12 protein-coding genes and 1 pseudogene are annotated in these 14,066 nt (G+C 68.7%); 4 read left to right on the forward strand and 9 right to left on the reverse strand.

The genetic code is table 11. From position 1 onward, the window contains the following. Both BLQ39_RS15070 and BLQ39_RS15075 read right to left on the reverse strand, forming a co-directional pair. Positions 1–378: pseudogene (locus BLQ39_RS15070) on the reverse strand (HNH endonuclease signature motif containing protein); the annotation flags it as partial. A gap of 232 nt (positions 379–610) precedes the next feature. Then, positions 611–1,885: a uracil-xanthine permease family protein gene (locus tag BLQ39_RS15075; RefSeq protein ID WP_092325264.1), complete on the reverse strand. Its 1,275-nt coding sequence runs from the start codon at positions 1,883–1,885 to the stop codon at positions 611–613. A gap of 40 nt (positions 1,886–1,925) precedes the next feature. On the opposite strand from BLQ39_RS15075, the gene BLQ39_RS15080 reads away from it, so the two are divergent. Both BLQ39_RS15080 and BLQ39_RS15085 read left to right on the forward strand, forming a co-directional pair. After that, on the forward strand, positions 1,926–3,509 hold the full coding sequence (locus BLQ39_RS15080) for a carboxylesterase/lipase family protein (protein WP_241982830.1): 1,584 nt from the start codon (positions 1,926–1,928) through the stop codon (positions 3,507–3,509). A 65-nt stretch (positions 3,510–3,574) separates the two neighbouring features. Beyond that, a complete protein-coding gene (locus BLQ39_RS15085) occupies positions 3,575–5,050 on the forward strand; it encodes an NCS2 family permease (protein WP_422386374.1) in 1,476 nt (491 codons plus the stop codon). Between the two features lie 14 nt (positions 5,051–5,064). Here the strand turns inward: BLQ39_RS15085 and BLQ39_RS15090 are convergent, their stop codons facing one another. From BLQ39_RS15090 to BLQ39_RS15110, 5 genes are read right to left on the reverse strand one after another with little or no spacing between them, the layout of a single operon-like run. Further along, positions 5,065–5,808, reverse strand: a complete 744-nt coding sequence (locus tag BLQ39_RS15090) for a FadR/GntR family transcriptional regulator (RefSeq protein ID WP_092325268.1) — start codon at positions 5,806–5,808, stop codon at positions 5,065–5,067. After that, positions 5,808–6,599 (reverse strand): 3-oxoacyl-ACP reductase, encoded by a 792-nt coding sequence (locus BLQ39_RS15095; protein WP_167738560.1) that lies wholly within the window; start codon positions 6,597–6,599, stop codon positions 5,808–5,810. Before BLQ39_RS15095 ends, BLQ39_RS15090 begins: the two co-directional genes overlap by 1 nt. A gap of 54 nt (positions 6,600–6,653) precedes the next feature. Then, positions 6,654–8,015: an aldehyde dehydrogenase family protein gene (locus BLQ39_RS15100; RefSeq protein WP_092325270.1), complete on the reverse strand. Its 1,362-nt coding sequence runs from the start codon at positions 8,013–8,015 to the stop codon at positions 6,654–6,656. Next, positions 8,012–8,800, reverse strand: a complete 789-nt coding sequence (locus BLQ39_RS15105) for a gamma-glutamyl-gamma-aminobutyrate hydrolase family protein (protein WP_198417102.1) — start codon at positions 8,798–8,800, stop codon at positions 8,012–8,014. The genes BLQ39_RS15100 and BLQ39_RS15105 overlap by 4 nt, the downstream gene beginning before the upstream one ends. Next, positions 8,787–10,154: a glutamine synthetase family protein gene (locus tag BLQ39_RS15110; protein ID WP_092325283.1), complete on the reverse strand. Its 1,368-nt coding sequence runs from the start codon at positions 10,152–10,154 to the stop codon at positions 8,787–8,789. The genes BLQ39_RS15105 and BLQ39_RS15110 overlap by 14 nt, the downstream gene beginning before the upstream one ends. Positions 10,155–10,373: 219 nt before the next feature. Here BLQ39_RS15110 and BLQ39_RS15115 point away from each other — a divergent pair, with 219 nt between their 5' ends. Together BLQ39_RS15115 and BLQ39_RS15120 are read left to right on the forward strand one after the other, a co-directional pair. After that, positions 10,374–11,918 carry an amino acid permease gene (locus BLQ39_RS15115; RefSeq protein WP_092325274.1) on the forward strand — a complete coding sequence of 515 codons (1,545 nt, stop codon included), beginning with the start codon at positions 10,374–10,376 and terminating at the stop codon, positions 11,916–11,918. Positions 11,919–12,026: 108 nt separating this feature from the next. Beyond that, complete coding sequence (locus BLQ39_RS15120; RefSeq protein WP_241986963.1) at positions 12,027–12,941, forward strand: alpha/beta fold hydrolase; 915 nt, start codon at positions 12,027–12,029, stop codon at positions 12,939–12,941. Here the strand turns inward: BLQ39_RS15120 and BLQ39_RS15125 are convergent. Continuing rightward, complete coding sequence (locus tag BLQ39_RS15125; protein ID WP_092325276.1) at positions 12,917–13,681, reverse strand: glycosyltransferase family A protein; 765 nt, start codon at positions 13,679–13,681, stop codon at positions 12,917–12,919. The genes BLQ39_RS15120 and BLQ39_RS15125 overlap by 25 nt on opposite strands. Before the next feature lie 56 nt (positions 13,682–13,737). Then, positions 13,738–14,066, reverse strand: a 329-nt coding sequence (locus BLQ39_RS15130; protein ID WP_143006493.1) for a transposase, incomplete at its 5' end; no start/stop codon positions are given.

Below are 14,066 nucleotides of genomic sequence, written 5' to 3' on the forward strand. Positions count from 1 at the left end.
CGAAAGGGTGTCGGGCAGGTCGTGGACCAGGGCCCGGCTGCTCTCCAGCAGGCCCGAGGCCGTCGACTCCGGGATCCGCAGCGCGCAGGCCAGCTCGGCCACCAGGGACCGGCGGGTCAACGCCGGACTGAACGCACTGCCGTCGAGCTCCCGCTCGCTGCAGACCCGGGCCGCGTCTATCGCGACCACCCGGGCCGCGGCCTGCACCGCCATCGCCCGGTCGATGGCGGTGACCGCATCGATGAGCGCGCCGAGTTCCTCCAGGTGGACCGCGGCCGCTGTCAGCGGCTGACCCTGGTCGGGGGCGACACCCGGGTCAACGCCCGGGTTAGGGCCGGCCGGGAGTGCCCGGCCGGGTGGTCCTGTGATGGTTTCCATACGCCAACGGTACGGCGAACCACCGACATTCTTCCGGCCTGAAACCACCCCTGACCGGCCCTTGTGCATAACTTCCGGCACGCCCGACCTGTGGAAGACAGGCGCAGGAACGGCGCCACTCGCGCACCCCCGCACGCAGCGAGAGTCGCCGTTCCTGCCGAGAATCGCCACTCTAACGGCGACTCTCGGCGGAAACGGCGACTCTCGGCGCCGGACAGTCCGGCGTGCGGGGCTAGCTGGTGCCGCGGACCCGCCCGATAGCGCTCATCAGGTGGTAGATCACGATGGCGGCGATCGTGCCCAGCGCGATGCCGTTGAAGCTGAACGCGCCGACCGTGAATGTGTAGTTGGCGATCCCGATGACCAGGGCGGTCGCGGCCGTGAACTGGTTGACCGGCTTGCTGAAGTCGACCTTGTTGTCGAGCCAGATCTTCACGCCGATCACGCCGATCAGACCGTACAGGGCGGTGGTCACGCCGCCGAGCACGCCGGCCGGAATCGTGTTGATCAGCTCGCCCATCTTCGGCGACAGGCCGAGCAGGATGGCCACCATTCCGGCCACCCAATACGCCGCCGTCGAGTAGACGCGGGTGGCGGCCATGACCCCGATGTTCTCGCCGTAGGTGGTGGTGCCCGAGCCGCCGCCGAAGCCGGCGAGCACGGTGGCCAGGCCGTCGGCGAACAGCGCGCGTCCGGTGTACTGGTTCACGCTGGCATCCGTCATCTGGGCCACGCCTTTGATGTGGCCGACGTTCTCGGCGATCAGCACGAGCACGACCGGCAGGAACGCCGGCAGCACGCCCCACACGGCCGGGTTCTCGAACGGGTTCGACGGCGCGGTGAACTGCGGCAGGCCGATCCAGGCCGCCTCGGCGACCTTGCTGAAGTCCACCTCGCCGAACATCACTGCGGCGACATAGCCGACGACGACGCCGAGGAAGATCGACAGCCGCCCCAGGATGCCGCGGAACAGCACCGTGCACAGGATGACGGCGGCCAGGGTGATCACGGCGGTGAGCGGCGCCGCCTCGAAGTTGGTCTTCGCGACCGGCGCAAGGTTGAACCCGATCAGCGCCACGATGGCCCCGGACACGACCGGTGGCATCAGCGTGTCGATCCAGCCGGTGCCGGTGAACTGCACGAGCAGGCCGATGGCTGCCAGCAGGGCGCCGACGACGAGGATGCCGAACAGGGCGCTCCCCATCCCGGCCGAGGCGGTCGCTGCGACGATGGGCGCGATGAACGCGAACGAGGAGCCCAGGTAGCTGGGCAGCCGGTTCTTCGTGATCAGCAGGAAGAGCAGGGTTCCGATGCCGGAGAACAGCAGGGTAGTGCTCGGCGGGAAGTCGGTGAGCAGCGGCACGAGGAACGTCGCGCCGAACATGGCGACCACGTGCTGGGCGCCGATTCCGATGGTGATCGGCCAGCTGAGGCGTTCACCCGGACCGACGACCTCTCCTGCGGGAACCGATTTTCCGTCACCGTGCAGCGTCCAGGGCAGAGCCATTGTTTCTCGTTTCATTCGTTCTTAGCCTCAGGCGATCGTAGTGAATAAGATCGGGGGCGTGAGTCAACTCGCCCGAACGGACCGCCCGCGCCGCGACGCAGGCCCGGTTGCCGAGGTGCGCGTGGCGACGGGCATGCTCCGCGGCGTCGCCGAACGCGGTGTGCTTTCCTGGCGCGGCATTCCCTATGCAGCGGCGCCGGCAGGACCGCTCCGGTTCCGGTCACCGCAGCCGGCCGAGCCCTGGGCAGGGGTGCGTGACGCCGGCGACTGGGGTCCGGTCGCCCCGCAGCTGCGGCGTGGCCAGTTCATCGGCGCCCACCCGCGCATCCCGCAGGACGAGGATTGCCTGAGCCTCAACGTCCTGGCGCCCGACGCCCCGATCGATCCTGGCTCCCTCCGGCCGGTGATGGTGTTCATCCACGGCGGTGCGTACAGCGTTGGTTCGTCGCGGGAGGTCCCGCACCAGGGCGAGGGGCTGGTGCGCCGCGGCGGCGTGGTCTACGTCAGCCTGAACTACCGGCTGGGCGCCCTCGGCTACCTCGACTTCACCCGGTACTCCACGCCGGCGCGCCCCATTGAGAGCAACCTCGGCCTGCGCGACCAGGTGGCGGCCCTGCGCTGGGTGCGGGAGAACATCCACGCCTTCGGCGGCGACCCGGATGCCGTCACCCTGTTCGGCGAATCGGCCGGCGGAAACGCGGTCACCACGCTGATGACCGTTCCGGCGGCGGCCGGCCTGTTCCAGCGGGCGATCGTGCAGAGTGCGCCGCCGAACGCGGTGTATCCGAGCGCGCTCAGCGCCCAGTGGGCAGGCGACTTCGTCGAGATCCTGCGAGGCCTGGTGGGCGACGGCGCCGATGCCGATGCCGCGAGCCTGCTGGTCGGCGCCGATCCGTCGACCCTCGCCGCAGCGACGGCCGTCCTCACCTCGCGCGCACCCGACAGCTACCCGGGCACGATTCCCCTCTGCCCGGTCATCGACGGTGATTTCCTGCCCGAACGTCCGCTGGACGCCTTCCGGGACGGGCGGGCGCACCGGGTTCCCCTGATCATCGGCACGAACGAGCGTGAGGGCTCGCTGTTCAGCGGGCGGATCGACATTCTCGCCTCGACGCCCCCGCGCATCCGGGCCATCTTCACGAAGACGAAGAAGAAGGCGCGGAAGGCGCTCAAGGCGCACTACCCCGGCCTGCCCGACCAGCGAGCGGCGCTCGATTTCGGCGGCGACTACTCGTTTTGGTATCCGAGCGTGCGGGTGGGGGAGCGGCACTCCCGCTATGCGCCGGTGCATTTCTACCGCTTCGACGCGGCGCCCCTGCTGCTGCGCCGGATGGGCCTCGACGCCACGCACGGGCTGGAGATGTTCCCCCTGTTCGACCGGCTCGACGGCTGGTTCGGGCGCGGGATGACGGTGCTCGGCGGCCGCCGCACGTTCAAAGCCATCGGCGCCAGGATGCAGGGCTGGTGGACCGAGTTCGCCGCGACCGGCGTGCCGGACGCCGACTGGCCCCGGTACGAGGAGTCCGAGCGGAGGACGCTGATCATCGACGCCGTCGACCGGGTCGAGTCGGATCCGCTCGGCGACCGCCGACGTGCCTGGGGCGCCTTCGTCCCCCATGTCTGACGGGAATCACCGTGCGCGTAGACTGGGCGACTGAGACTTAGCCGCGACGGCCACGGGAGAACACCATTTCAGCAACACAGACCGACACCGTTACGCCCGCGCCGAAGCAGGGATTCACGGCCCGCACCGATCGGTACTTCGAGATCACCACCCGCGGCTCCACCTGGGGCCGGGAGGTGCGCGGAGGCGTCGTGACCTTCGTGACGATGGCCTACATCGTCATTCTCAACCCGCTCATCCTCGGCGGGTTCAGCGCCGACCAGGCCACCGTCGACGTGGCCGGCAACTGGCTGCCGAACGCGCAGGTTGCGGCCGTGACCGCCCTGACCGCCGGCGTCATGACCATCCTGTTTGGGGTCATCGCCCGGCTGCCGTTCGGCTTCGCCGCCGGTCTCGGCATCAACTCCTTCCTGGCCGCGAGTGTCGTCGGCCAGGTGACCTGGGCCGAGGCGATGGGCCTGGTCGTCATCAACGGGCTCATCATCGTTCTGCTTGCCTCGACCGGGCTTCGCGCAATGATTTTCACCGCGGTACCGCAGCAGCTGAAGCTCGCCATCACGGTCGGGATCGGTCTGTTCATCGCCTTCATCGGCCTGGTCGACTCCGGATTCGTGCGTTCCAGCGGTTTCGCCGCGCCGCCGGTTCAACTCGGGGAGAACGGCTCGGTCACGACCCTGCCCACCACGGTCTTCGTGATCGGCCTGATCATCATCGGCGTGCTCCTGGCGCGCAAGGTGAAGGCCGCACTGCTGATCGGCATCGTCGCGACCACCGTCATCGCCGTCATCCTCGAGGCCATCTTCAAGGTCGGGCCGTCGTTCGGCACCAATCCGGCCGGCTGGAACCTGAACGCGCCCGTGCTGCCGAGCAGCATCGTCGCCATGCCCGACCTGAGCCTGCTCGGCCAGGTCAGCTTCGGTGCCTTCGACCGCATCGGCGTGCTCGCCGCCACCATGCTCGTCTTCACGCTCGTCTTCACGAACTTCTTCGACGCCATGGGCACGATGACCGGCCTGGCCAACGAGGCCGGGCTGGCCGACAAGGACGGCAACTTCCCGCGGCTCAAGTCCGCGCTGATCGTCGAGGGTATCGGCGCGGTGGCCGGCGGGGCGGCATCCGCTTCGTCGAACACGGTGTTCATCGAGTCCGGCGCCGGCATCAGCGAGGGAGCCCGCACGGGCCTGGCCAATGTCGTGACCGGGGTTCTGTTCCTCGCCGCGATGTTCTTCACTCCGCTCACCCAGATCGTGCCGCTCGAGGTTGCTGCTGCCGCGCTGGTGATCGTCGGGGCGCTCATGGTCTCGCAGATCCGGCACATCGACTTCAGCGAATTCTCGATCGTGCTGCCGGTCTTCCTCACCATCATCGTGATGCCGCTCACGTACTCGATCGCGAACGGCATCGGCGCCGGATTCATCAGCTGGGTGCTCGTGCGCTCGCTCTCCGGCAAGGCCAGGGGCGTCAGCCCGCTGCTCTGGATCGTGGCCGTCGGCTTCCTGGTCTACTTCGTGCGCGGCCCGATCGAAGCCCTGCTGGGCTGATCCGCCCCAGGCGGCTACTCGAGGAAGCCCCGCAGGAGCAGGGCGGTGCCGTCGAGGTGCTCGCTCATCGCCTGGGCCGCGGCCTCGGGCCGGCCGGTGAGGATCGCGATCGCGATCTGCTCGTGCTGCGCGTTCGAGTGGGCGATGTTCGGTCCGAGTGAGGGAATGTTGTCGAGCAGCTCGTTGACGCGCATCCGAACGTCGGCGATCAGCGGCATCAGCGAGGCAGAACCGGCCAGCTCGCCGATCGTGAGGTGGAACCTCGAGTCCAGGCGGCGGTAATTCTCCCCGGCTGCCGCCTTCGCCTCGGTGAGGCTGGCCCAGAGCAGTTCCCGTTCGCCCGGGGACAACGGCCTCCCGGCCGCGTGCCGCGCGGCTCCCACCTCGAGGATCTCGCGGAGGGTGAGGGTGTCCTCGATCTCGGCGGGTGAGATCTCACGTCCGGGCCTGAACGCACCGTCCCCGTCCGTCCCTGGCGTGGGCACGGGGAGCTCGTCGCTGACGAATGTCCCGCCGTACCGTCCCCGCCGGGAGACGAGGTAGCCGGCGTCGGCGAGGGAGGCGATCGCGTCCCGGAGCGTGGCCCGGCTGACGGCGAGCATCGCGGAGAGTTCCCGCTCGGGCGGCAACCGCTCGCCGGGAGCGATGAGCCCGAGGCGCACCGTCTGCAGCAGGCGCTGCACGGTCTCCTCGAACGCGTTGCCCCCGGCCACCGGCCGCAGGAGCAAGCCGCCATCGAGCCCGGCCGGTTCCTGCATCACATTGGCGTCGTATAGGCGGAACTGATGCCGCCGTCAACGAGGAAGGTCGAGGCGGTGATGAAGGATGCGTCGTCGCTGGCCAGGAAGGCGACAGCCGCGGCGAGCTCCTCGGCCTCGGCGAACCGGCCGAGCGGCACGTGCACGAGCCGGCGTGCGGCCCGCTCCGGGTCGGCGGCGAAGAGCTCCTGCAGCAGCGGCGTGTTCGCCGGCCCCGGGCAGAGAGCATTCACCCGGATGCCCTGCCTGGCGAACTGCACGCCCAGCTCACGGCTCATCGCGAGCACGCCGCCCTTGGACGCGGTGTACGAGATCTGGCTGGTCGCCGAGCCCATCACGGCCACGAACGAGGCCGTGTTGATGATCGAGCCTCTGCCCTGCCGGACCATGTGCCGGAGGGCCGCCCTGCAGCAGAGGTAGACCGACTTGAGGTTGACGTCCTGCACCTTCTGCCAGGCCGGCAGCTCCGTGGTCTCGATCGAGTCGTCTTCCGGCGGTGAGATGCCCGCGTTGTTGAACGCGATGTCGACGGAGCCGTAGGTGAGATAGGCGGTGTCGAACAGTGCGTTCACCTCATCCTCCTCGGTCACGTTCACCTTGAAGAAGAGGCCGTCGACGAGGTCGGCGGCGGCGAGCCCGGCCTTCTCGTCCATATCCCCGATCACCACCTTCGCGCCCTCCGCCGCGAAACGCTTCGCCGTCGCGAGGCCGATCCCGCTCGCTCCGCCGGTGATCACGGCGACCTTGCCCGCGAGGCGCTGGGTGAGGTCAATGGGGGTGATGCTGCTCATGGGCTGCTCCTTGCGTGAAAGTGGGCGTGAAACTGGGCGTGAAAGTGGGTACGGCTAATCGACGGCGATGAAGACGTTCTTGGTCTCGGTGAAGTGCAGGGGGGCATCCGGCCCGAGTTCCCGGCCGAGGCCGGACTGCTTGAACCCGCCGAACGGCGTGGAGTACCGCACCGAGGAATGTGAGTTGACCGAGAGGTTGCCGGCCTCGACGCCGCGGGAGACCCGGATGGCCCGGCCGACGTCCCTGGTCCAGATCGAGCCGGACAGCCCGTAGTCGGTGTCGTTGGCGAGCTGCACGGCATCGGCCTCGTCGTCGAAGGGCAGCACGGTCACGACCGGCCCGAAGATCTCGTCCGTCACCGTGCGGTCGGTGCGGGAGGCGGGGGTCAGCACGGTCGGCGCGAACCAGAACCCCGGGCCCTCCGGCGCGGTTCCGCGGAAGGCGACGGGCGCGCCCTCCGGCACGTACGACCGCACCGACGCGAGGTGCTTCGCGGAGACGAGCGGTCCCATTTCGGTGGCCTCGTCGCCGGGGTCGCCCACTCGCACGCCGGCGACGGCCGGCTCGAGCAGTTCCATGAACCGGTCGTAGGCGCTGCGCTCGACCAGGATGCGGCTCCGGGCGCAGCAATCCTGCCCGGCGTTCTCGAACACCGAGTACGGCGCCGTGGCGGCTGCCTTCTCCAGGTCGGCGTCGGCGAAGACGATGTTGGCGCTCTTGCCGCCGAGTTCGAGCGTGACCCGCTTCACCTGTGCGGCGCATCCGGCCATGATCTGCTTGCCGACGGCGGTCGACCCGGTGAACACGACCTTGCGCACGGCCGGGTGCGTGACGAAGCGCTCGCCCACCACGGAGCCCTTGCCCGGCAGCACCTGGAACAGTCCCTCCGGCAGGCCGGCCTCGAGGGCCAGTTCGCCCAGGCGGATGCTGGAGAGCGGCGTCCACTCGGCGGGCTTCAGCAGCACGGCGTTGCCGGCCGCGAGCGCCGGGGCGAAACCCCAGGCCGCGATCGTCATCGGGAAGTTCCACGGGGTGATGATTCCGACCACGCCGAGCGGCTCGTGGAAGGTCACGTCGAGGCCGCCGGCGACGGGGATCTGCTGTCCGAACATGCGCTCGGGGGCGGCCGAGTAGTAGGTGAGCACATCGCGCACGTGGCCGGCTTCCCAGCGCGCCTGCGTGATCGGGTGGCCGGAGTTCTGCACCTCGATCCGGGCGAGGTTTTCGCGGTCTCCGTCGACGGCCTCGGCGAATCGGCGCAGCAGGGCGGCCTTGTCGGCGGGGGAGACGCCCGCCCAGGCCCGCTGGGCGAGCTGTGCCCGCGCGATGGCCTCGTCGGTCGCGTCCCGATCGAGATGATCGACCAGGGCGACCTCGGTCTCGTCGGCCGGGTTGATCACGGTGTAGCTGCTCATGCGTGTGCCTTCCGATCGTGCTCGTATTCTCGTGCCGCGTCGACGAGGCCGGCGAAGAGGCGGATGTCCTCCGCGGTCTGCTCCGGATGCCACTGCACGGCCACCCCGAACGGCACCGACCCGAACTCCACCGCCTGCACGACCCCGTCGGCGGTGCGGGCGGTCACGACGAGACCGTCGGCCACGCGGTCGATCGACTGGTGATGGTAGACCGGGACCTGGAGCGGACCGGCCTGCGCGCCCAGCACCCCGTGCAGCCGGGACTCCGGTTCGACCTCCACGTCGACGACGTTGAAGATGCCCCCGCCGGCCTGGTACCTGGTGTCGCCCACCACGTCGGGCAGGTGCTGGTGCAGGGTGCCGCCGAGGGCGATGTTCAGCATTTGGGCGCCGCGGCAGATGCCCAGGAATGGGAGCCCGCGCGCCAGCGCCTGGCGGAGGAGTTCGTCCTCCCAGGCGTCGCGGTCGGGCCGGGGCTCGTCGGTGGCCGGATGCGCGTCCTGGCCGTAGCGGGCAGGGTCGACGTCTTTGCCGCCGGTGATGATCAACCCGTCGAGCGCGTCGAGCACCCGCGCGGCGATGACGGGGCTGACCGGCTGCGGCGGCAGGAGCACGGCGATGCCGCCCGCCCTGGTCACCGCCTCGAAGTAGGACTGCGGCAGGAACGCGGCGCGCACATCCCAGACGCCGGTCTGCGACTGCTCGAGGTAGGTGGTCAGGCCGATCACCGGGGGACGGGCATCCGGGGTGCTGCCCGGCTCGGCGGCCGGCTCAGAGGCGTTCAAAGCCCCGCACCCGTTCCCAGTCGGTCACGGCCGAGTCGTAGGCCGCGATTTCGATCTGCGCGTAGTTGAGGTAGTGGTCGACGACCTCGTTGCCGAACGCCTCCCGGGCGAAGGCGGACCGGGCGAACAGCGCGGCCGACTCGCGCAGCGTCGCCGGGACCCGCGGCACGTCGCTGGTGTACGCGTTGCCCTCGAAGAGGTCCTCGAGTTCGAGTTCGTTCTCGATGCCGTACAGCCCGGCCGCGATGAGCGCGCTGACGGCGAGGTACTGGTTCACGTCGCCGCCGGGAACCCGGTTCTCCACTCGCATCCCGTGACCCTGGCCCACAACGCGCAGCGCGCAGGTGCGGTTGTCGAGGCCCCAGGCGAGCGCGGTCGGGGCGAAGCTGCCCGGCACGTAGCGCTTGTAGGAGTTGATGTTGGGGGCGGAGAACAGGGTGAGTTCACGCATCACGGCGAGTTGGCCGGCCAGGAAGTGACGGAACATCTTCGACATGCCGTGCGGGGCATCCTTGTCGGCGAAGACGGCCGAGCCGTCGGTGCCGCGCAGGCTGATGTGGATGTGGCAGCTGTTGCCCTCCTTCTCGTCGAACTTCGCCATGAAGGTGATGCTCTTGCCGTGCGCGTCGGCGATCTCTTTGGCGCCGTTCTTGTAGACCGAGTGGTTGTCGCAGGTGTCGAGCGCCGGCGCGTACCGGAAGCCGATCTCCTGCTGGCCCAGGTTGCATTCGCCCTTGACCCCTTCGCAGTACATTCCGGCGCCGTCCATGCCCACCCGGATGTCGCGCAGGAGCGGCTCCATCCGGGTGCCGGCCAGCAGCGCGTAGTCGATGTTGTAGTCGCTCGAATTGCGCATGCCCCGGTAACCCTTCGCCCAGGCATCCCGGTAGCCGTCGTCGAAGACGATGAACTCGAGTTCGGTCGCGACGAGGGCCTCGAGTCCGTGCTCGGCCAGGCGGGCGAGCTGGTTCTTGAGAATCTGCCGAGGGGAGGCGACCACCGGGTTCTCGTCCAGCCAGTGCAGGTCGGCCGTTACCAGGGCGGTCCCGGGCAGCCAGGGCGCCCGTCGGAGCGTGGCCAGGTCGGGAATCATGGCCATGTCGCCGTAGCCGCGCGACCAGCTCGACATCGCATAGCCCTCGACGGTGTTCATGTCCACGTCGACCGCGAGCAGGTAGTTGCAGCATTCGGCGCCGTGCGAGGCGGCGTCTTCGAGGAACAGCCTCGCCGACAGGCGCTTGCCGATTAGGCGCCCCTGCATGTCCGTGAACGCCACGATGACCGTGTCGATTTCTCCGGCGCCGACGGCTGCGGTCAGCTCTTCGAGCGTCAGGTTTCCAGAACGGTGGGTCATGAACGTCTCCTCATTGAGGCTTCGAATCGTGCGCTTTCCGACCATTAGACCACAGATCAACTCGGGAAGCGCGGGTCAATTCGATGACGACGATCGAAAATAAAGTTTGCAAAGGTATGTACACGCCACCATTGCGGTCCTATAGTCATGCCAAGTTAACTCACAGCGTTGCGGCAGCGACCTTTCGGTGCGCGCAACCAGAGCGCAAAGGAAAACAGGATGTCCAAAGACACCTTGAACGTCTCGGGCGTGACATACACCACCGCTGACGATGGGTATTTCGAGAAGCGCAAGCTGACCAGGTCTGCCGGCATCTGGGGGCTCTGGGGGCTCGCCGTGGCGGCGGTCATCTCCGGCGACTTCTCCGGCTGGAACTTCGGCATCGACTTCGCCGGCTTCGGCGGGATGCTCATCGCCTTCGCCCTGCTCGTCGTCATGTACTACGGCATGATCTTCAGCATCGGCGAGATGGCCTCGGCAATGCCGCACACCGGCGGCGCGTATTCCTTCGCCCGGGCGGCGATGGGGCCGTGGGGCGGATTCGTCACCGGGCTGGCCGAGACGATCGAGTATGTCGCCACCACCGCGGTGATCGTCTACTTCTCGGCCGCGTACGCCGGGAGCATCACCGCTGAACTGCTCGACTTCACGCTCCCCTCCTGGGTGTGGTGGATCATCCTCTACGCCGTCTTCATCGCGCTGAACTCGGCCGGAGCGGCCATCTCGTTCACCTTCGCGATCGTCGTGTCGATCATCTCCATCGCGATCCTGCTGGTGTTCTCGGTCATGGCGGCCTTCTCCGGCCTGTTCAGCTGGGACAACCTGTTCAACATCGTTCCCGACGCCGGCCAGACCGAGTTCCTGCCGCACGGCTGGATCCCGATCCTCTTCGCCCTTCCCTACGCCATGTGGTTCTTCCTCGGCATCGAGGAACTGCCGCTGGCCGCGGAGGAATCACACAACCCCGTGCGCGACATTCCCCGCGCCGGCCTCATCGCCCGCACCACGCTGATCATCACCGGCCTGCTGGTGCTGTTCCTCAACACGGGAATCGTCGGCGCCGACAAGATCGCAACGGCCGGCGAGCCGCTCCTCGACGGCTTCCGCGCCATGGTCGGCGACGAGCTCGCGGCGGTCCTGTCGCTGTTCGCGCTGGTCGGCCTGCTGGCCTCCCTCCAGGGGATCATGTTCGCCTACGGGCGCAACATGTACTCGCTGTCCCGGGCCGGCTACTACCCGAAGTTCCTCTCCCTGACCGGCAAGCGGCAGACGCCCGCCGTCGCGCTCCTGGTCGGCGCGGTCATCGGCTTCATCGCCCTGGTGCTCGTCGACGCGCTCGGCGGCACCGGCGGGGTCGCAGGCGCGATCGTGCTGAACATCGCGATCTGGGGAGCCGTGATCGCGTACGTGCTGCAGATGGTCTCCTTCCTCATCCTGCGCCGGAAGTACCCGAACGCGAACCGGCCCTACCGCAGCCCGTGGGGCGTCCCGGGGGCGGCAATCGCCGGCATCCTCTCGCTGGCGATCTTCTTCGGCTTCTTCATCAACGAGCCGGCCCGGCCGGCCATCGTGGCCATCGCGGCGGTCTATGTGGTCATGCTGTTGATCTTCGCGTTCTACGGCCGGAAGCGCCTGGTGCTCTCCCCGGAGGAGGAATACGCGGTGTCCGGCGGCCTGCACGGCGACCCGCAGAAGGAGGGCTACGGCGGCACCGTCGAGGACGACCTCCTTTCCCTCGACGGGCGCGACGAGACCAAGAAGTAACGCGGCTCGCTTCCTCCCCTCGCCGAACTGTGAGTTTGGCACCTTCCCGGGCCCCACGAAGGTGCCAAACTCACAGTTCGGCGGGGGGTGTCGCGCTAGTCTCGGGGCGTGGCCATCCGGGAACGACGTCGCGAAGGCAGCGACAACCATCGTGACGCACTCGAGGCCCTTGACCGCGCGATCGAGGATCTCGACTGGACCGTGCCGCCTCCCGGCACGCGGGCCCACGGTTTCACGGCACCGAGCGGCATGCTGGCCTCGATCTCGCTGGGCGATCCCGCGCATCCCCGGGCCGTGCTCCTGCCGGGGGCGACCGGATCGAAGGAAGACTTCGTGCTGTTGCTGCCGCTGCTGCAGGACGCCGGGTACTTCGTGCAGAGCTACGACCTGGCCGGCCAGTACCAGTCAGCGGCGGCCGGGCCGGGGGAGAACGGAGCGTACGATTACGCCCTGTTTGTGGCCGATCTCATCGCGTTCCTCGAGGCGGGGCCCACCCCGGCGCACGTGCTCGGCTACTCCTTCGCCGGGATCGTCGCCGAGCTCGCCCTCGCCGAGCGGCCGGAACTGTTCGCGACCCTCACCCTGCTCGGCGCCCCGCCCGAGCCCGGCCAGGCCTTCCGCGGCGTGCGCTGGATCGGCAGGCTCAGCCACGTGCTCTCGGCACACCGGATCGCGTCGCTCATCATCTGGGGCATCGTCACGAACACGAACAAGGTTCGGGCCGGCCGGCTGGCCCTGGTTCGGATGCGATTCCAGTACACCAGCCGGCGGAGCCTCGACGACATCGTCGCTTTGATGAAACACGTGCCCGACGTGCGCGCGGTGCTCGCCACGGCCGGGATCCCGATCCTGATCGCCGTCGGCGACAATGACCTGTGGCGCCATGACCTGCACCGCGGCCTCGCCGACCGGATCGGGGCGGAGATCCGGGTGTACCGCACCGGCCACAGCCCCTGCGAGACCACGCCGCACCAACTGGCTCACGACATGCTGGAGCTCTACGCCCGGGGCGCCACCCGGTAGTGCCTGGCTTTCTGCAGGCGCCGGCGCCTGGCGATCCTGCGCCTCACCGGCGAGTCCTCCGGCCAATGCAGCCGGAGCGTGCGGATGGCCCAGGTCAGCCGGCGTTTGAGCCCGCTCCAGGAGTCGAAGGGCCGGGCGGAGATGCCGACCCGCAGGGTGCGATCGTAGGCGACGGTCACGGCCGGATCGAGGTGGATGCTGAAGTCCAGGTCGTCGTGCACGTCGCTGCGATCGCGGTGCACGACGCCTCGCGTGTCGAGCCACACCTGGCGGCGCATCGCGAAGTTCGAGCCGAATATCGGGGGATGGGTGAGCCAGAGCCCGATCGACCAGAAGTAGCCGCCGATGTAGGCGTTCTTGCCGAGGGCCCTGACGAGCGCGCTGCTGCCATAGAAATCGCCGGGACCCGTGAGGACGTCGACCTCCGGCGAGGTGTCCAGGCGGCCCTCGATCCGCAGCAGCCAGTCGGCGGGGGGAATCGAATCGGCGTCGAGACGGGCGATCACGTCGCCGGTGGCCGCGTCATACCCTGCCGCAGCGGCCGGCCAGATGCCGCGCATCGGTTCGTGGACGACCCGTGCCCCGGCCGCGCGGGCGACCAGGGCCGTGGCATCCGTGCTCGCATTGTCGACGACGACGATCTCGTCAGCCGGGCGAAGCTGTGCGGCCAGGGCGACCAGGCAGGTGTTCAGGAACACCGCGTCGTTGTACGAGGGGATCACGACCGAGATGGTGCCCATGCTTGTCTCCTCCCCGCGGCCACGGGGCCTCTGGCCGATCCTACGCTTGCCCGGGACTAGGGCGTGTCTCCTAATTCGTGTAACCAGATGGTGATGGCGCGGAGGACGACTCCTCCGCGGTAGGTGAGGGCGAGTTTGTCGTAGCGAGTGGCGAGGCCGCGCCACTGCTTGAACGTGTTGAATGAGCGTTCGACGACGTTGCGGCGCTTGTATGCCTCCTTGTCCAGGCCGATGGTCCGACCGCCGTTTCGGCCGCGGCGTTTCCGGTTCGCGACCTGGTCGGAGCGCTCCGGGATCACGGTTTGGATGCCGCGGGTGCGCAGAAATTCCCGGTTCGCCTTGGACGAATACGCCTTGTCGCCCAGCAGTCGGTCGGGGCGGGTCC

It is taken from the genome of Cryobacterium psychrotolerans (assembly GCF_900101115.1).
Classification (GTDB): Bacteria; Actinomycetota; Actinomycetes; order Actinomycetales; family Microbacteriaceae; genus Cryobacterium; species Cryobacterium psychrotolerans.

Coding starts and splice junctions, on each gene's coding strand:
- BLQ39_RS15090 (WP_092325268.1), bottom strand. CDS start 5,808: ATGCAGGAACCGGCCGGGCTCGATGGCGGCTTGCTCCTGCGGCCGGTG.
- BLQ39_RS15075 (WP_092325264.1), bottom strand. CDS start 1,885: ATGGCTCTGCCCTGGACGCTGCACGGTGACGGAAAATCGGTTCCCGCA.
- BLQ39_RS15095 (WP_167738560.1), bottom strand. CDS start 6,599: ATGAGCAGCATCACCCCCATTGACCTCACCCAGCGCCTCGCGGGCAAG.
- BLQ39_RS15100 (WP_092325270.1), bottom strand. CDS start 8,015: ATGAGCAGCTACACCGTGATCAACCCGGCCGACGAGACCGAGGTCGCC.
- BLQ39_RS15125 (WP_092325276.1), bottom strand. CDS start 13,681: ATGGGCACCATCTCGGTCGTGATCCCCTCGTACAACGACGCGGTGTTC.
- BLQ39_RS15115 (WP_092325274.1), top strand. CDS start 10,374: ATGTCCAAAGACACCTTGAACGTCTCGGGCGTGACATACACCACCGCT.
- BLQ39_RS15110 (WP_092325283.1), bottom strand. CDS start 10,154: ATGACCCACCGTTCTGGAAACCTGACGCTCGAAGAGCTGACCGCAGCC.